Here is a 17,038-nt window from a genome sequence, read left to right as displayed (position 1 = left end):
TTCATCCCTGGGGGGACGTCTTTTATTTTGCCGTCTGGCACTATAAACCCGAATTGTGCAATGAGCATGTCCTTGAGTACTTAGACCTGTGTCAGCAGTTCGCCATGCCGGTATTTAAAGAGGGCGGGGTCACCCGGCGAGTGGTGTGGGCGAGGTCGGCATATGACTGCGCACGCGGTGAGGGCCACGGGGTGGTCGCGTAGCCACTGCCTGGCCACGTTTTGGGCGACCATCTGGCCGCTTTCGCGAGCAAGCCCGCTCCCACACTTGACCGAGTTCAACTATGAGAATGCGTTCAAAATGTGGGAGGGGGCTTGCTCCCGATAGCTATTTCAGCAACACCGCAAATCACCGGTAATGCCCACGCCCCCAAGCCAGCAACCCTTCCAGCAATTGCTTTAATACGACCCGCGTCGGTTCGGCCAAGTCGGGCCGATAGCGGAACGGCTCGAACTCTTCCATGTACGTGCTCTGGCACAACTCCAGCTGCACCGCGTGGATATCCTGCGCCGGGTCGCCATAGTGCCGGGTGATGTGCCCGCCCTTGAAACGCCCGTTGAGCACGTGGGTGTACTGCGGATGGGCGGCGCAGATGGCTTCCAGCTGGCTGGCGAGTTGCGGGTCGCACGCGGCGCCATTAAAGGTGCCGAGGTTGAAGTCCGGCAGCTTGCCGTCAAACAGGTGTGGGATCACCGAGCGGATCGAGTGCGCGTCGAACAACAGCGCATAGCCAAACTCGGCCTTGAGCCGCGCCAGCTCCTCTTGCAGCGTACGGTGATACGGGCCCCAGATTTTCTGCAGGTAACTGGCACGTTCGGTCTCGCTGGGCGCCAGCCCTTCGCGGAACAACGGCACCCCGTCGAACAGCGTTGCCGGGTACAGCCCGGTGGTGGCGCCGGCGTACAGCGGCTTGTCGTCCGCTGGGCGGTTCAAATCGATGACAAACCGCGAGTACTCCGCCGACAGGGTGCTGGCGCCCAGTTCCTCGGCAAAGTCATACAGCGTTGGGATGTGCCAGTCGGTGTCCGGCAGGCTGTGCGCCTCGGGGATCAACCCGGCGTCCACCGCCGGCGTCAGGCGCAGGCCGGCGTGGGGCATGCTGATCAGCAGCGGCACGCGGCCTTGTTTGAAATTCAGAACCTTATCCACAAGCAGTACTCCTCACACAGTAACGTCGACGCCGTGGCGCACCACGCGTTTATCCAGCTCGCCACCCAGCCAGTAGGCCAGGTCGGCCGGGCGATCGATCTGCCAGGCGACAAAGTCCGCGACCTTGCCGACTTCCAGCGAGCCATGGGTGTCGCCCAGCCCGAGGGCGGTGGCCGCGTGTTGCGTGGCGCCGGCCAGGGCTTCTTCCGGGGTCATGCGGAACAGGGTGCAGGCCATGTTGAGCATCAGGCGCAACGACAGCGCCGGCGAAGTGCCGGGGTTGAGGTCGCTGGCGATGGCGATCTTCACCCCATGCTTGCGCAGGGCCTCCATGGGGGGCAGCTGGGTTTCGCGCAGGAAGTAGAACGCGCCCGGCAGCAGCACGGCGACAGTGCCGGAGGCGGCCATGGCGATGGCGTCTTCTTCTGTCATGAACTCCAGGTGGTCCGCCGACAACGCGTGGTAACGCGCCGCCAGGCTGGAGCCGTGCAGCGACGACAGTTGCTCGGCGTGCAGCTTCACCGGCAGGCCAAGTTGCTGGGCAACATTGAATACCCGCTCTACCTGCTCGGTGGAAAACGCCAGGTACTCGCAGAACGCATCCACCGCATCCACTAACCCTTCCGCTGCCAAAGCCGGCAGCATTTCATTACAGATATGCTCGATGTAGTCGTCGGCGCGGTCCTTGTACTCCGGCGGCAACGCATGGGCCGCCAGGCAGGTAGCGCGCACGCTGACCGGCAGCGCTTCGCCCAGGCGCCGCGCCACGCGCAGCATTTTGCGTTCGTTGGCCAGGTCCAGGCCGTAGCCGGACTTGATCTCCACCGTGGTCACGCCATCACGCAACAGACTGCGCAGGCGCTTGCGAGCACTGTCGAACAGTTCATCTTCAGTGGCCGCACGGGTAGCGCGCACGGTGCTGGCAATACCGCCACCCTTGGCGGCGATCTCGGCGTAGCTCACGCCTTCAAGGCGTTGCTCGAACTCGCCGCTACGATTGCCGCCGAACACCGTGTGGGTGTGACAGTCGATCAGCCCCGGGGTTACCCACGCGCCTTGCAGGTCATGGACCTGGGCGTAATCGGCGGTCGGCACCTGGCTGCGCGGGCCGACCCACTCGATCAGCGAGCCGACGGTGACCAGGGCGGCATCCTCGATGATCGAGTAGTTGCCCTGCGCCATGGTGGCGACGTGGCAGTGTTGCCAAAGCGTTTTCATCCCACCCTCCTCGGTTACAGGCTTGGCAGCAGCGTGGCCGGCACCAGCTCGTTCAGGCAACGGCTGGCGAGCAGCTCAGTGGCGGCGATGATGTCCGGGGCGAAGAAGCGGTCCTTGTCATAGAACGCGACTTTGTTGCGCAGGATGGCGCGCGCTTTTTCCAGCTTGGGCGAGGTTTTCAGGCCTTCGCGCAGGTCCAGGCCTTGGCACGCGGCCAGCCATTCCACGGCGAGGATGCCGCGGGTGTTTTCAGCCATTTCCCACAGGCGCTTGCCGGCAGCTGGCGCCATCGACACGTGGTCTTCCTGGTTGGCCGACGTCGGCAGGCTGTCCACGCTATGGGGATGGGCCAGCGCCTTGTTCTCGCTGGCGAGCGCGGCGGCGGTAACCTGAGCGATCATGAAACCGGAGTTGACCCCGCCATTGCCGACCAGGAACGGCGGCAATTGCGACATGTGCTTGTCCATCATCAGCGAGATACGGCGTTCACTCAGGGAGCCGATTTCGGCGATGGCCAAGGCCATATTGTCGGCGGCCATGGCTACCGGCTCGGCGTGGAAGTTACCGCCGGAAATCACATCACCTTCGGCAGCGAACACCAGCGGGTTGTCCGACACGGCGTTGGCTTCCACCACCAGCACCTCGGCGGCCTGGCGGAACTGGGTCAGGCAGGCGCCCATGACTTGTGGCTGGCAACGCAAGGAGTACGGGTCTTGCACCTTGTCGCAGTTCTGGTGCGACTGCGACACCTGGCTGCTGTCGCCGAGCAGGTCGCGATAGGCCGCAGCCGAGTCGATCTGCCCACGTTGGCCACGGGCTGCATGAATGCGCGCATCGAACGGCGAGCGCGAACCCAGCACGGCTTCGACGGTGAGGCCGCCACAGGCCAATGCACCGGCGAACAAGTCTTCGCCTTCGAACAGCCCGCGCAGGGCATAGGCCGTGGACACCTGGGTGCCGTTGAGCAGCGCCAGGCCTTCTTTGGCGGCGAGGGTCAGCGGCGTCAGGCCGGCGACTTTCAGCGCGTCGGTGGCTTCCAGCCATTCGCCCTTGTAGCGCGCCTTGCCTTCGCCCAGCAGTACCAGGGACATGTGCGCCAATGGCGCGAGGTCACCGGAGGCACCCACCGAACCTTTCAGCGGAATGTGCGGGTACACCTCGGCGTTGATCAACGCGATCAGCGCGTCGATCACCTGCCGACGAATCCCGGAGAAGCCACGGCTCAGGCTGTTGACCTTGAGCACCATGACCAGCCGCACCAGCGCGTCGCTGATCGGCTCACCGACGCCCGCAGCGTGGGAGAGCACCAGGGAACGCTGGAGGTTTTCCAGGTCTTCACTGGCGATGCGGGTCGAGGCCAGCAGGCCGAAGCCGGTGTTGATGCCGTAGGCGGTGCGGTTCTCGGCGAGAATCTGCTCCACGCAGGCCACGCTGGCCTCGATCGGGTCGGATGCGCTGGCATCCAGAGTGAGGGTTACCGGCTGCTGGTAGATGGCCCGCAGTTGGGCAAGGCTCAGTTGGCCCGGGATCAGGTTTAGGGCAGTCACATTCATGCTCCTTTTGAATTATTTTTCAGTGCAAATCGGGAAAGGTTTGATGCAGCAACGCGGTGTCATTGAGCAACGCGGCGGTGGTCGCGATGTCCGGCGCGAGCCAGCGGTCCTGCTCGTAGGCAGGCACCACTTCACGCAACAGGCGCCAGGCGCTGCCGGTGCCCGCACCAAAGCGCTGCGCCTGGAGAAATTCGAAGGCCTGGGCCGCCAGCAGGTATTCGATGGCCAGAATCTGGGTGACGTTGGCCAACAACTGATGCAGCTTGAGCGCGGCATTGGTGCCCATGCTGAGGTGGTCTTCCTGCAGGCCCGAGGTGACAAAATTGTCGAGCACCGCCGGCTGCGCCAATTGGCGGTTCTGCCCGCACAAGGACGCGGCGACGTACTGCACGATCATCATCCCCGAGTTGACCCCGGGGTTGCTCACCAGGAACGCGGGCAAACCGCTGACGTGCGGGTTGATCAGGCGGTCCAGACGGCGCTCGGCCACCGAGCCGATTTCAGCCATGGCGATGGCGAGCATGTCGGCGGCCAGTGCCACGGACTGCCCGTGGGGGTTGGCCTGGGACACCACGCGGTAGTCGCCCGGCGTGCCGAGCAGCAGCGGGTTGTCAGTGGCGCTGTTGAGTTCTGTCTCGATCTGGCGGGTGGCGTGTTCCACCTGGTCACGCGCCGCGCCGTGGATCTGCGGGATCGAACGGATGCTTAGCGCGTCCTGCGTGCGGACGCCCTGGCTGCTGGCGATGACTTCACTGCCGTCGAGCAACGCGCGCAGGTTGATGCCGACATGCTGCATGCCGGGGTGTGGCTTGAGGGCAATGATGGCTTCATCGAAGGCATCGATCTGCCCGCGCTGGGCCTCGAAGCTCATGGCGCCGATCACGTCGGCCCATTGCAGCAGGTGATGTGCATCGGCCAGGGCCAGGCAGCTCAGGCCAGTCATGCACGGCGTGCCGTTGACCAGGCACAGGCCGTCCTTGGCGCCGAGCACCACAGGCTGCAAACCTTCTGCGCTGAAGGCGTGTTGCGTCGGGACAATTTGGCCCCGGTAGCTCACGTGCCCCACACCCAGCAAAGCCACACCGACGTGGGCCATATGGGTCAGGTAACCCACCGAACCCTGGGACGGCACTTGCGGCGTGATGCCGTGGTTGAGCAGCGCCAGCAACGCATGCACCACCTGCGGATGCAGCCCGGAGTGGCCGTGGCTGTAGTTGATGACGGCCGCGCAAATGATCGCGCGGGTTTGCTCATCGCTCAGCATCGGGCCGACGCCACAGGCGTGGCTGAGCAGGGTGTTGCGCGACAGCTGGCTGAGTTGCTCGCCCTCAAGCGACACATTGCACAGCGCGCCGAGGCCGGTGTTGACGCCATAGGCGCGCTCACCGCTGCTGACGATGCGCTGCACGATGGCCTGGGCATTGTCGATGCGCGCCCAGGCCTGGCCCGAGAGTTCGAGCTGCGCGCCATGACGGGCGACGGCGACTACGTCCTGCCAGCGCAATGGGGTGTCGGCGATGGTGATTTTTGCTGCCTGGGACATCTTCATACCTTCTTTAATTCTTGTGCAGCTTCACTGGCCCTATCGGGGGCAAGCCCCCTCCCACCTTTGATCGTGTTCACAGTTCAAAAGGTGGGAGGGGGCTTGCTCCCGATGAGGCCAGTAGCCTCACCACAAAACCTGGCTCACACCACCGCAGCGCGCCGCTGAACAAACCGGTCGACATACTCATCCGCCGGCGAATGCAGGATCTCCCGAGGCGTGCCGACCTGGATCAGCTTGCCGTCCTTGAGGATCGCAATGCGGTTGCCGATGCGCACGGCCTCGTCGAGGTCGTGGGTGATAAACACGATGGTTTTGTGCAGGGTCTTTTGCAGCTCCAGCAACTGGTCCTGCATCTCGGCGCGGATCAGCGGGTCAAGGGCGCTGAAGGCTTCGTCCATCAGGATGATGTCGGTGTCGGCCGCCAAGGCGCGGGCCAGGCCCACACGCTGGCGCATGCCACCAGAGAGCTGGTGCGGGTATTTGTTTTCGTAACCCTTGAGGCCCACGGTTTCGATCCAGTGCAGCGCGCGTTCGGCGCAGACCTGCTTGGTTTCGCCCCGCACCTTGAGGCCGTAGGCAACGTTGTCGAGCACGCTCTTGTGGGGCAGCAGGCCGAAGCTCTGGAACACCATGCTGATCTTGTGCCGACGGAATTGGCGCAGGGCTTCCATGTCCAGCTGCAGGATGTCTTCGCCGTCCACCAGGATCGCGCCGCTGGTCGGGTCGATCAGGCGATTGAAGTGGCGCACCAAGGTGGATTTGCCCGAGCCCGACAGGCCCATGATCACGAAGATCTCACCGGTGCCGATGCTCAGGGACAGGTCGTTCACGCCGACCACACAACCGGTCTCGGCCAGTACCTGATCCTTGGTCTTGCCCTGGCCGACCAGCGCCAGCGCTTCCTTGGAGCGGTTGCCGAAGATCTTGAAGACGTTTTTGACTTCGATTTTGCTGACAGTAGTCATTTGCTCGCCTCATGCCGTGGACGACCATAGGCCTGGGTTATGCGGTCGATGACCACTGCGAGAATCACGATCGCCAGCCCGGCTTCGAGGCCACGGCCGACGTTAAGGGTCTGGATGCCCACGAGGACGTCTTCACCCAAGCCACGGGCGCCGATCATCGAGGCGATCACCACCATCGACAGCGCCATCATGGTGGTCTGGTTGATACCGGCCATGATGCTTGGCAACGCCAGCGGCAGTTGCACGCCGAACAGTTGCTGCCAGCGGTTGGCACCAAAGGCATTGATGGCTTCCATGACTTCACCGTCGACCTGGCGAATGCCCAGGTCGGTCAGGCGGATCAGCGGCGGCGCGGCGTAGATCACCGTGGCGAAAATCGCCGGCACCTTGCCCAGGCCGAACAGCATCAGCACCGGGATCAGGTACACGAAGCTGGGCATGGTTTGCATGATGTCGAGCAACGGCATCAGCACCGAACGCAGGCGATTGCTGCGCGCAGACAGAATGCCCAAGGGAATGCCGATCAGCACCGAGATCACCGTGGCGACCATCATCAGCGCCAGCGTTTGCATCAGCTTGTCCCACAGCCCGACCGCGCCCACCAGGAACAGCAAACCGACGATCACCGCCGTGGTCACCACCTTGCGGGTGGCGTGCCAGGCAACCGCGCCGACGATGGCCAGCATCAGCCACCAGGGCGCCGCGCGTAGCAACCCTTCCAGGTTGACGATGGCCCACAGCAGGGTGTCGGAGATGTGCCGGAACACGTCGCCGTAGTTGGTGACCAGCGAATCCACCCAACCGTTGACCCAGTCGGCAATGGAAAACGTAAAACTCTCAGGAAACATAACGTGCTCTCGATCCAGTGGGTTGAGGCCAGGCGCCCGGCTGCCCCTCAGGGTAGCCGGGCACGCTTGACCTACAAGGCCGCGTCGATTTTCTTGGCTGCCTCGTCGCTTACCCAGGCATGCCAGACTTCAGGATGTTCCTTGAGGAAAATTTTCGCCAGTTTCGGCGACTCAATTCGCTCCTTGGCCATGCGGCCCAGGTTCTGGTTCAGCAGGTCGATGGGCAAGTTGACTTTTTCCAGCACGGCGACCAGCTCCGGGGCTTGCTCGTGGAAGGTCTTGGACAGGCCGACCTTGATGCTCACGCTCTTGTCCACACCGGGTTTTTCTTCCAGCTTCACCAGGTCGACCTGGCCCATCAGCGGCGTCGGCGACCAGTAGTAGAACAGGATCGGCTCGCCACGCTTGTAGCTCGACAGCACCGCCGCATCCAACGCCGGGCCGGTGCCTGGGCGGAAGTTGGTGTAGGTGCTTTCCAGGCCATAGCTCTTGAGCATTTCGCTGTTGTCCAGCTCGCAGGTCCAGCCGGCCGGGCAGTTGTAGAAGCGGCCTTTGGACGGCTCTTCCTGGTCCTTGAACACCGAGGCGTATTTGGCCAGGTCGGCGATGTTTTTCAGGTCCGGCGCCTTGGGTTCCAGCTTGCGCTTGGCGTCGCCTTCGATCACGTAGCGCGGCACGTACCAGCCTTCGATCGCGCCCACCACAGGTGCGCCAACGCCGACGACCTTGCCGGCCTTCTCGGCCTTGTTCCAGACCTCGCTGCGGCCCACCCATTCTTCGGCAAATACTTGGATGTCATTGCTGCTCAGGGCATTTTCCATGGTGATGGAGTTGCCCGGCAGGCTGTCGGTTTTGCAGTCGTAGCCTTTTTCCAGCACGGTCTGCAGGATGTCGGTAAGCAACATGCCGCTTTCCCAATTCAGGCCGGCGAATTTCACCGGTTTGCCGGACTCGCACCAACCGGCTGCCTGGGCGCCAGCGCAGGCCAGTAAACCCGCAGAAAGCACGGTAGCTAACAGGGTCTTATGCATTTTCATTGTTGTGACGCTCCCAAATCTTGAAATGGATTACGGCAGTCAGTAGGCATCCTGCCCTGTCCACGTCCCATCAGACTTGTGCAGCCAGCCCGCTTGTCGTCGTCGGTGCAACGCCCTGCTCTGTCGGCAGGATCAGGTGATCAGGGTGTGTACGCGGCCATTTTTTCGCCGCCCAGTAGTACAGCGCAGCGGGCAGCACCAGGCCGATGATCCAGGAAATGTCCACATCCCCCAGGGCCGCCACCAGCGGGCCGGTGTAGAACTTGGTGGAGATGAACGGCAATTGCACCAGCACGCCGAACACATACACGCTGATACCAATCGGGTTCCAGCGGCCGTAGCGGCCATTGGGGTTGGCCAGCGCCGGCACGTCATAGCGGTCGCGGGTGATGCAGTAGTAGTCCACCAGGTTGATCGCGCTCCAAGGCGTGAAGAACGCCAGCAGGAACAGGATGAACGACTTGAACGCCCCCAGGAACGAGTGCTGGCCGAGCAGCGCGATCAGGGTCGCCGTGCCGACGATGACCAATACGAAAACCAGGCGCTGCAAGCGCGTGACCTCCAGGCGACCACGGAAGCCGCTGATGATGGTCGCTATGCACATGAAGCTGCCGTAGGAGTTCAGTGTGGAGATAGTCACCTTGCCGAACGCAATGCTGAAATACAGCAGCGCTGCCGTGGCCCCCGTCCCGCCCAGGCCGACGATGTAAGCCACTTCGTGACCGGCAAACTTACCGTTGGACATTGCAGCGGCAAACACGCCGAGGATCATCGCCACCTGCGCGCCAATCACCGAACCTGCGCCGGCGGCGAGAAAGGTTTTCACCGAAGACGTCTTGCTCGGCAGGTAGCGCGAATAGTCCGCCACGTAAGGGCCGAAGGCGATCTGCCAGGAGGCCGCGAGTGACACCGCCAGCAGGAAGCTGCTCCAGCTGAAGTGGCGGATTTGCAGGAGTGCACCGACGTCGGCCTGGCCCATCAAGCGGCTGAACAGGTAGACAAAGGCAATCACGCCAATGACGCTCGCAACCCGACCAATGAAGTGGATCACCCGGTAACCCAGCACCGTGACCAGCACAATCACACTGGCGAAGATCAGGATACCGACGCTGTCGCTGACCCCGAACAACTGGCCCAGCGCCTGGCCGGACAACACGGTGCCGGTGGCGGTGAAACCCAGGTACATCAAGCACACCAGCACGATCGGGATGGCCGCGCCATACACACCAAATTGCACGCGGCTAGAGATCATCTGCGGCAGGCCCAACTTGGGCCCTTGCGCCGCATGTAACGCCATGACGCCGCCGCCGATCAATTGGCCGATCAACAGACCGATCAACGACCAGAACACATCACCGCCGAGCACCACGGCCAGGGCCCCGGTGACAATTGCAGTGATCTGCAGGTTGGCACCCAGCCAGAGGGTGAACTGGCTCAACAGACGACCGTGTCTTTCCGCTTCGGGGATGTAGTCGATCGAACGTTTCTCGATCAACGGGGTGGTGCTTGCACGCGCGTCACTTGCAGCCATGGGTGTTCAACCTCTGATGGATTGTTTTGGGGGTCGCCGCCGCTCAACTGTGGGAGGGGGCTTGCTCCCGATAGCAGTGGGTCAGTCACCAGACCTATTGGCTGATACACCGCCATCGGGAGCAAGCTCCCTCCCACATGGGTTACTTGATCATCGGGAGATTGAGGCCCTGCTCTTTGGCGCAATCAATCGCGATCTGGTAACCCGCGTCCGCATGGCGCATCACCCCGGTGGCCGGGTCGTTGTGCAGCACGCGGGCAATGCGCTCGGCGGCCTCGTCGGTGCCGTCGCATACGATGACCATGCCGGAGTGCTGCGAGAAGCCCATGCCCACGCCGCCGCCGTGGTGCAGCGAGACCCAGGTCGCGCCGCTCGCGGTGTTGAGCAAGGCGTTGAGCAGTGGCCAGTCGGACACGGCGTCGGAGCCGTCCTGCATGGATTCGGTTTCGCGGTTGGGGCTGGCGACCGAGCCGGAGTCGAGGTGGTCACGGCCGATCACGACCGGCGCCGACAGCTCGCCACTGCGCACCATCTCGTTGAACGCCAGGCCAAGCTTGGCGCGCTGGCCCAGGCCGACCCAGCAGATACGTGCCGGCAGGCCCTGGAAACTGATGCGTTCGCGGGCCATGTCCAGCCAGTTGTGCAGGTGGGCGTCGTCAGGGATCAGCTCTTTGACTTTGGCGTCGGTCTTGTAGATGTCTTGCGGGTCGCCCGACAGCGCCGCCCAGCGGAACGGGCCGATGCCACGGCAGAACAGTGGGCGGATGTAGGCCGGTACGAAGCCTGGGAAATCGAAGGCGTTTTCCACGCCTTCTTCTTGGGCCATCTGGCGGATGTTATTGCCGTAGTCGAAGGTCGGAATGCCTTGTTTCTGGAATTCCAGCATGGCTTTGACGTGCACGGCCATCGACTGCTTGGCGGCCTTGATCACGGCAGCGGGCTCGGTCTTGGCGCGGGCGCGGTACTCGTCCCAGGTCCAGCCGGCGGGCAGGTAGCCGTTGAGGGGGTCGTGGGCGCTGGTCTGGTCGGTGACCATGTCCGGGCGCACGCCGCGCTTGACCAGCTCCGGCAGAATTTCCGCCGCGTTGCCCAGCAGCGCGATGGAGATAGCCTTGCCTTCCTGGGTGTATTTGGCGATGCGAGCCAGCGCGTCGTCGAGGTCGGTGGCTTGCTCGTCGACGTAACGGCTGTTCAGACGGAAGTCGATGCTGACCTGTTGGCATTCGATGTTCAGCGAGCAGGCGCCAGCCAGGGTTGCGGCCAATGGCTGGGCGCCGCCCATGCCGCCGAGGCCGGCGGTGAGCACCCAACGGCCTTTGAGGTTGCTGTCGTAATGCTGACGACCGGCTTCAACGAAGGTTTCGTAGGTGCCCTGGACGATGCCCTGGCTGCCGATGTAGATCCAGCTGCCGGCGGTCATCTGGCCATACATGGCCAGGCCCTTGGCATCCAACTCGTTGAAGTGTTCCCAACTGGCCCAGTGCGGCACCAGGTTGGAGTTGGCGATCAGTACGCGCGGCGCGTTGCTGTGGGTCTTGAACACGCCGACCGGCTTGCCGGATTGCACCAGCAGGGTTTCGTCGTCATTCAAATTGGTGAGGCTCTCGACGATCTGGTCGTAGCACTCCCAGTTGCGCGCCGCACGGCCGATACCGCCGTACACCACCAATTCTTTCGGGTTCTCGGCCACTTGCGGGTCAAGGTTGTTCATCAGCATGCGCAGCGGCGCTTCGGTCAACCAGCTTTTGGCGGTGAGCTTGTTACCGTGGGCGGCACGGATTTCGACATCACGGTATTTAGTAGGCTTGGTCACAGCTAGGACTCCTCGGCGATCGATGCGCGAACATTGATGGTGCGAAGGAGAGTCTTACGCACACATCTTTACTTGTATGTACAAGCATATGCAATCAAGCGGCCAACTTTTCGGTCGAGGTGTTTGGATTTTTTGAAAACGCGTGCGCGAGCCTTGGAAATTAAGGCTTCAAGGCTTGATGAAATTTCTTGGGAGGGGGTTTTACGGCGAGGGCGGTTTGTCACGACAGCATGGTTTTGCGCCACGCTGGGGCATTCGGTAACAAATTGGTGCGAGAACTGGAAACAGATTTCTTGAACAACACAGAAACAAATGTGGGAGGGGGCTTGCCCCCGATAGCAGTGTTTCAGTCATAGATGTACCGACTGATCCACCGCCATCGAGGGCAAGCCCCCTCCCACATTTTTTAACCGCGCGGGGTCAGTTCGATCAGGCAGCAACGGCCAGTGACCGAGATATCCAGCAACCCAGTGTTACCGTCCACTTGCAGGCAATCGTGATGGCCCAACTTCTGGTCCAGCACCTTCACTTCGTCCGCCACACTGAACACCAGCACCGTCTGCGCCGTGCTGAAAAAGCGCTGCACGCCATCGACCCACTGCAAACGCGCGTGGTAGCGCTGTGGCGAATAGATCAGGTTGAAATCGCGAATCGGCCCGGTGATCAAACGGCATGACACCTGGCTATCACCCTTGAAGGCGAACGGCTGCAGCGGTAACAGGCCGCGTTGCTCTTCGCCATCCACGGTCAGGACCATGCCCGCGCCCTTGATCACCGTGATTACGCGCTGGTAACCGGCGAAGGTCGAAAACCCGCCCGACTCGCCGATATCGGCGATCGACAGGCGCCAGCCGAAACCCTCCAGGCCCTCGCCGGCGTCACGGGTGATTTCTTCGGTGCTGCCACCGCCGTTTTTCCACGGCATGCGCACGTAATCGGTGGCGCGCCAGACCTTCACTGCACTCATTTGCTGAAACGTCCTTCCAGGCTATGACGGGAACCGGGGTGGATCAGGCGGGCCGCCGTCACCGGCTGACGGCCGGACCAGGTGCGGCGGCGAATCAACAGGCACGGCTCGGTCGGCTCGATCTGCAACAGCTTGCACTCGGCGGCGTCGGCGAGAATCGCCTCAACCACGTGCTCACCCTCGGTCAGCGGTGCGACCTGATTGAGGTAGGCATAGGGGGTTTGCTGAGTGAAATCCTGTTGCAGGTACTCCGGCGCGACCAGGGCATTAACGAAACGGTCTTCGATTTGCACGGGAATGTCGTTTTCAAAATGCACGATCAACGAGTGGAACACCCGCCCGCCTTCGCGCATTTCCAGGGCGACGGCACGCTCGGAGCCGGCGGCCTCTTCGCCCAGGTGGATGACCTGGCAGGTATGCCGATGACCGCGCGAGGCGATCTCATCGGCAATGTTGTGCACTTCAAACAGCGCCGACTGGCTCTTGGGCTCGGCGACGAAAGTACCCACGCCCTGCATGCGCACCAGTAAACCTTCGGCAGTCAGCTCGCGCAGCGCGCGGTTGATGGTCATGCGGCTGAAGCCCAACTGGCTGACCAGTTCACTCTCCGACGGCACGCGGTAATGGGGCGGCCAGTTGCCGTTGAGGATCTGCTGGCTGATCATTTGTTTGACGCGGGCATACAAGGGCGCCGGACTTTCGTCCATGTGGGCAGCCAGTGGAGACTTGGCGGGCGGAGTCGGCACGGGGAATCCTTGCAGGGGGAAAAGATGCATAGATTGCCGGAGTTTACCGAGCAGGCAAACGTCTGTATATGTATATACAAATAAACACACGACCGGGGTGCTCTGATCATGTCCGCTTTCTTTGCCGAACGCGCACTGCTGCCTAATGGATGGGCCAACGATGTACGCTTTGAAGTCAGCGCCGATGGCCTGCTGACCCACGTTGAGGCCAATGCCAGAGCAGACGCTGCCGAGCGGCTGAGAGGCCCGGTGTTGGCGGGAATGCCGAACCTGCACTCCCATGCTTTCCAGCGCGCCATGGCAGGTTTGGCCGAAGTAGCCGGCAACCCCAACGACAGCTTCTGGACCTGGCGCGAGCTGATGTACCGCATGGTCGGCAAGATCAGCCCGGACCAATTGCAGGTGATCGCGCGCCAGCTGTATATCGAGATGCTCAAGGCCGGCTACACCTCGGTGGCCGAATTTCACTACGTGCACCACGACGTCAGCGGCCAGCCGTACGCCGACCGTACGGAGCTGTCGCGGCAGATCAGCCAGGCGGCCGCCAGCAGCGGCATCAGCCTGACGTTGGTGCCGGTGCTCTACACCCATTCCGGGTTCGGCGGCCAGGCACCCAATGAGGGCCAGCGACGGTTTATCAACAGCACGGAAAACTACCTGGACCTGCAAGCGCGCCTCAAGCCGATCCTCGCGGCGCAACCGGCGCAGCAGTTGGGCCTGTGCTTTCACTCCCTGCGCGCGGTCACGCCGGAGCAAATCAGCGCAGTTCTGGCGGCCAGCGACAAGGCGTGCCCGGTGCATATCCACATCGCTGAGCAGCAAAAGGAAGTCGACGACTGCCTGGCCTGGAGCGGCAAACGCCCGCTGCAATGGCTGTATGACAACGTTGAAGTGGATGAACGCTGGTGCCTGGTGCACGCCACCCACGCGGATGCCGACGAAGTGGCACGTATGGCCAAAAGCCGTGCGATTGCCGGCTTGTGCCTGACCACCGAGGCTAACCTGGGCGACGGAATTTTCCCGGCGGTGGACTTCCTCGCCCAGGGCGGACGCATGGGCATCGGCTCCGACAGCCATGTATCACTGAGCGTGGTGGAAGAACTGCGTTGGCTGGAGTATGGCCAGCGCTTGCGTGATCAGCGGCGCAATCGCTTGTATCGCAGTGATCAGCCGATGGTTGGCCGCACACTGTTTGACGCGGCATTGGACGGTGGCGCACAGGCGCTCGGGCAGCCGATTGGTCGCTTGGAAGTGGGCAAGCGTGCGGATTGGATTGTGCTGGACGGCAATGACCCGTACCTGGCCACGGCGACAGAGGATGGGATTCTCAATCGCTGGCTGTTTGCCGGGGGTGATCGACAGGTGCGTGATGTGCTGGTGAACGGCAAGTGGGTGGTGCGCGATGGGCATCATGCAGGCGAGGAAGACAGCAGCCGGGCGTTCACGCAGGTCTTGAGGGATTTGCTGAACTAACAGGCAATACATATTAAATGTGGGAGGGGGCTTGCCCCCGATAGCAGTGTGTCAGTCAGTACATCTGATGCTGATACACCGCCATCGGGGGCAAGCCCCCTCCCACATTTGGACTGGCGGTGATCCGAATTTACTGCGAGGTCTTCGCCATCTGCTTGTCCGACGTACGCCAGATCAAACGCGTGGTGTCATACCCCTGCTGCCGCGCCCTGCTCAGCAGGTCTTCGCGGGTGTCCGCACTGACCGTCGGCGTGCGCGACAAGATCCACATGTAACGCCGGCTCGGGCTGCCGACGATAGCGGTCTTGTAGTCATCGCTGACGTACAGCACCCAGTAATCGCCCTTGGCAACGCCCGGCAACAACGCCGTAAACCAGTTATTGAATTCCACCCAGAGCTTGTCGGTCTTGCCGGGCACTTGCGGCGTGGCCGTGCCCTTGGCTTCTTCCCACTTCCACTCGGTCGTCAGGCAGCGGTTGAACACCGACATGTCGCCGTCAGGCAGCAGCGTGTAGCGGGCTTCGGACTGCGCACAGTTGCGCTGGAAGTACATCGGCAATCGAGCCAACTCATACCAGGTGCCCTGGTAACGCTTGAGGTTGACGCTGCCGGCGGTCTTGGGTTGCAGATCATCGCCAGAATGGCTGGCACAGCCTGCCAATAACAGGCTGGCACAAAGGAACAAAACAAAACGCATCATTCTTCTTCTCCCGCAGGCTCTCGCCCCGGTTTACTTCAGGCCTTGCCCGGAAAACATCAGAACCTTGTCACCGGCATATTGAACGCTGATAAAGCTGTTTTTATCGCCCCAGGTGCAGCTGGACATGCCCAGTGCGCCAGAACAGTCGGTCGGTTTACCCAGCAGCGACTCCACCTCGGCCTTGGCCATGCCGGCCGACAACTTTGCATAGTTTTCTTGGTTGACCTTGCTGCAAGCGGCCAACAGCACGCAAAAAGCCAGCAGGGCGAGACGGCGTAACGACATGGAAAAACTCCTGGAGGGGCCAAGCAGCTTGGGTATCTGCCAGAAGCTTAGAAGGGAAAAGAGGTGTCTGGTTCCCGACGAGCGAAAACAAAAAAGCCCCGAAAACGCTGAAACGTTTCGGGGCTTCTTCAAGGGTGAACCGGCTCACAACAACACGGATAATCTATCGCCGCGTGTTACTTCTTGTGGTAGGCCGTTACACGCTCAACTTCTTCCTTGGAACCCAGGAATACCGCCACACGCTGGTGCAGGCCTTCGGGCTGGATGTCGAGGATACGCTGGTGACCGTCGGTGGACGCGCCGCCTGCCTGCTCAACCAGGAACGACATCGGGTTGGCTTCGTACATCAGGCGCAGCTTGCCCGGCTTGGAAGGCTCGCGGCTGTCGCGTGGGTACATGAACAGGCCGCCACGGGTCAGGATACGGTGCACGTCGGCAACCATCGCGGCTACCCAGCGCATGTTGAAGTTCTTCTTCAGCGGGCCTTCCTCGCCTGCCATCAACTCGCCTACGTAGCGGGTGACTGGCTCTTCCCAGTGGCGCTGGTTGGACATGTTGATCGCAAATTCCTGGGTCGACGCAGGAATGGTGATGTCTTCGTGGGTAAGTACGAAGCTGCCCATCTCACGGTCCAGGGTAAAGCCTTTGACGCCGTCGCCCAGGGTCAGCACCAGCATGGTCTGCGGGCCGTAGATGGCGTAACCGGCAGCGACCTGCTCAGTGCCTGGCTGCAAAAAGGCCTTTTCGTTCAGGGCTTCGTTCTGGCTCAGGTATTCGTTCGGGCAACGCAGTACCGAGAAGATGGTGCCGACCGGCGCGTTGATGTCGATGTTGGACGAACCGTCCAGTGGGTCAAACACCAGCAGGTAGGCGCCTTTCGGGTACTTGCCCGGGATCTGGTAGGCATTGTCCATTTCTTCGGACGCCATGCCGGCCAGGTGACCGCCCCATTCGTTGGCTTCGAGCAAGATCTCGTTGGAGATCACGTCGAGTTTCTTCTGCACTTCGCCCTGCACGTTTTCTGTGCCCATGCTGCCCAGGACACCACCCAGCGCGCCTTTGGACACGGCGTGGCTGATTTCCTTGCAGGCACGCGCCACCACTTCGATAAGGAAGCGCAGATCGGCAGGCGTGTTGTTGCTGCGGGTCTGCTCAATCAAATAGCGACTCAAGGTAACGCGGGACATGGAAGGCTCCGGAGAATGGG

General features: G+C 62.0%; 15 protein-coding genes. 1 reads left to right on the top strand and 14 read right to left on the bottom strand.

Annotation, left to right across the window (positions count from 1 at the left end):
- Positions 1–348 precede the first annotated feature (348 nt).
- The 11 genes from hutG to hutC form a co-directional block, all read right to left on the bottom strand.
- The gene (gene hutG, locus GIW02_RS01915; RefSeq protein ID WP_236411252.1) at positions 349–1,149 is read right to left on the bottom strand and encodes an N-formylglutamate deformylase; all 801 of its coding nucleotides are present in this window, start codon (positions 1,147–1,149) and stop codon (positions 349–351) included.
- A gap of 12 nt (positions 1,150–1,161) precedes the next feature.
- Entirely contained in the window at positions 1,162–2,367 is a 1,206-nt protein-coding gene (hutI, locus tag GIW02_RS01910) for an imidazolonepropionase (protein ID WP_236411253.1), read from the bottom strand.
- A gap of 14 nt (positions 2,368–2,381) precedes the next feature.
- Positions 2,382–3,920 carry a histidine ammonia-lyase gene (gene hutH / locus GIW02_RS01905; RefSeq protein WP_236411254.1) on the bottom strand — a complete coding sequence of 513 codons (1,539 nt, stop codon included), beginning with the start codon at positions 3,918–3,920 and terminating at the stop codon, positions 2,382–2,384.
- A gap of 19 nt (positions 3,921–3,939) precedes the next feature.
- Positions 3,940–5,463, bottom strand: a complete 1,524-nt coding sequence (locus GIW02_RS01900) for an HAL/PAL/TAL family ammonia-lyase (RefSeq protein WP_236411256.1) — start codon at positions 5,461–5,463, stop codon at positions 3,940–3,942.
- A 143-nt stretch (positions 5,464–5,606) separates the two neighbouring features.
- Positions 5,607–6,431: a quaternary amine ABC transporter ATP-binding protein gene (locus GIW02_RS01895; RefSeq protein WP_046034013.1), complete on the bottom strand. Its 825-nt coding sequence runs from the start codon at positions 6,429–6,431 to the stop codon at positions 5,607–5,609.
- A complete protein-coding gene (locus tag GIW02_RS01890) occupies positions 6,428–7,279 on the bottom strand; it encodes an ABC transporter permease (protein ID WP_012721776.1) in 852 nt (283 codons plus the stop codon). The genes GIW02_RS01895 and GIW02_RS01890 overlap by 4 nt, the downstream gene beginning before the upstream one ends.
- A gap of 71 nt (positions 7,280–7,350) precedes the next feature.
- Positions 7,351–8,316, bottom strand: coding sequence for an ABC transporter substrate-binding protein (locus tag GIW02_RS01885; protein ID WP_236411258.1), 966 nt, complete (start codon positions 8,314–8,316; stop codon positions 7,351–7,353).
- 70 nt (positions 8,317–8,386) lie between these two features.
- Positions 8,387–9,847, bottom strand: a complete 1,461-nt coding sequence (locus GIW02_RS01880; RefSeq protein WP_236411260.1) for a cytosine permease — start codon at positions 9,845–9,847, stop codon at positions 8,387–8,389.
- A gap of 142 nt (positions 9,848–9,989) precedes the next feature.
- Positions 9,990–11,660: a urocanate hydratase gene (gene hutU, locus GIW02_RS01875; protein ID WP_236411262.1), complete on the bottom strand. Its 1,671-nt coding sequence runs from the start codon at positions 11,658–11,660 to the stop codon at positions 9,990–9,992.
- 406 nt (positions 11,661–12,066) lie between these two features.
- On the bottom strand, positions 12,067–12,627 hold the full coding sequence (locus GIW02_RS01870; protein ID WP_236411264.1) for a HutD family protein: 561 nt from the start codon (positions 12,625–12,627) through the stop codon (positions 12,067–12,069).
- On the bottom strand, positions 12,624–13,403 hold the full coding sequence (gene hutC, locus GIW02_RS01865; RefSeq protein ID WP_236421762.1) for a histidine utilization repressor: 780 nt from the start codon (positions 13,401–13,403) through the stop codon (positions 12,624–12,626). Before hutC ends, GIW02_RS01870 begins: the two co-directional genes overlap by 4 nt.
- A gap of 78 nt (positions 13,404–13,481) precedes the next feature.
- On the opposite strand from hutC, the gene GIW02_RS01860 reads away from it, so the two are divergent.
- Entirely contained in the window at positions 13,482–14,846 is a 1,365-nt protein-coding gene (locus GIW02_RS01860; RefSeq protein WP_236411266.1) for a formimidoylglutamate deiminase, read from the top strand.
- Positions 14,847–14,976: 130 nt separating this feature from the next.
- Here GIW02_RS01860 and GIW02_RS01855 read toward each other — a convergent pair whose 3' ends face one another.
- The 3 genes from GIW02_RS01855 to GIW02_RS01845 all read right to left on the bottom strand — a co-directional run bounded on the left by GIW02_RS01855 (position 14,977) and on the right by GIW02_RS01845 (position 17,018).
- The gene (locus GIW02_RS01855) at positions 14,977–15,546 is read right to left on the bottom strand and encodes a lipocalin family protein (protein ID WP_236411268.1); all 570 of its coding nucleotides are present in this window, start codon (positions 15,544–15,546) and stop codon (positions 14,977–14,979) included.
- Between the two features lie 30 nt (positions 15,547–15,576).
- Entirely contained in the window at positions 15,577–15,831 is a 255-nt protein-coding gene (locus GIW02_RS01850; RefSeq protein WP_017849914.1) for a hypothetical protein, read from the bottom strand.
- 176 nt (positions 15,832–16,007) lie between these two features.
- Complete coding sequence (locus tag GIW02_RS01845; protein ID WP_003237460.1) at positions 16,008–17,018, bottom strand: class 1 fructose-bisphosphatase; 1,011 nt, start codon at positions 17,016–17,018, stop codon at positions 16,008–16,010.
- Positions 17,019–17,038 lie beyond the last annotated feature (20 nt).

It is taken from the genome of Pseudomonas syringae, assembly GCF_021606685.1.
Classification (GTDB): domain Bacteria; phylum Pseudomonadota; class Gammaproteobacteria; order Pseudomonadales; family Pseudomonadaceae; genus Aquipseudomonas; species Aquipseudomonas syringae_R.
Note: the sequence above shows the minus strand (reverse complement) of the source record. Positions and strands in the feature narration are given on the sequence as shown.

What these genes read in the sequence shown, in the direction of transcription:
- GIW02_RS01860 (WP_236411266.1), top strand. Translation starts at nt 13,482, where the DNA reads ATGTCCGCTTTCTTTGCCGAACGCGCACTGCTGCCTAATGGATGGGCC.
- GIW02_RS01880 (WP_236411260.1), bottom strand. Translation starts at nt 9,847, where the DNA reads ATGGCTGCAAGTGACGCGCGTGCAAGCACCACCCCGTTGATCGAGAAA.
- GIW02_RS01890 (WP_012721776.1), bottom strand. Translation starts at nt 7,279, where the DNA reads ATGTTTCCTGAGAGTTTTACGTTTTCCATTGCCGACTGGGTCAACGGT.
- GIW02_RS01850 (WP_017849914.1), bottom strand. Translation starts at nt 15,831, where the DNA reads ATGTCGTTACGCCGTCTCGCCCTGCTGGCTTTTTGCGTGCTGTTGGCC.
- GIW02_RS01895 (WP_046034013.1), bottom strand. Translation starts at nt 6,431, where the DNA reads ATGACTACTGTCAGCAAAATCGAAGTCAAAAACGTCTTCAAGATCTTC.
- hutH (WP_236411254.1), bottom strand. Translation starts at nt 3,920, where the DNA reads ATGAATGTGACTGCCCTAAACCTGATCCCGGGCCAACTGAGCCTTGCC.
- GIW02_RS01855 (WP_236411268.1), bottom strand. Translation starts at nt 15,546, where the DNA reads ATGATGCGTTTTGTTTTGTTCCTTTGTGCCAGCCTGTTATTGGCAGGC.
- GIW02_RS01870 (WP_236411264.1), bottom strand. Translation starts at nt 12,627, where the DNA reads ATGAGTGCAGTGAAGGTCTGGCGCGCCACCGATTACGTGCGCATGCCG.
- hutI (WP_236411253.1), bottom strand. Translation starts at nt 2,367, where the DNA reads ATGAAAACGCTTTGGCAACACTGCCACGTCGCCACCATGGCGCAGGGC.
- GIW02_RS01900 (WP_236411256.1), bottom strand. Translation starts at nt 5,463, where the DNA reads ATGTCCCAGGCAGCAAAAATCACCATCGCCGACACCCCATTGCGCTGG.
- GIW02_RS01885 (WP_236411258.1), bottom strand. Translation starts at nt 8,316, where the DNA reads ATGAAAATGCATAAGACCCTGTTAGCTACCGTGCTTTCTGCGGGTTTA.
- GIW02_RS01845 (WP_003237460.1), bottom strand. Translation starts at nt 17,018, where the DNA reads ATGTCCCGCGTTACCTTGAGTCGCTATTTGATTGAGCAGACCCGCAGC.
- hutC (WP_236421762.1), bottom strand. Translation starts at nt 13,403, where the DNA reads ATGCATCTTTTCCCCCTGCAAGGATTCCCCGTGCCGACTCCGCCCGCC.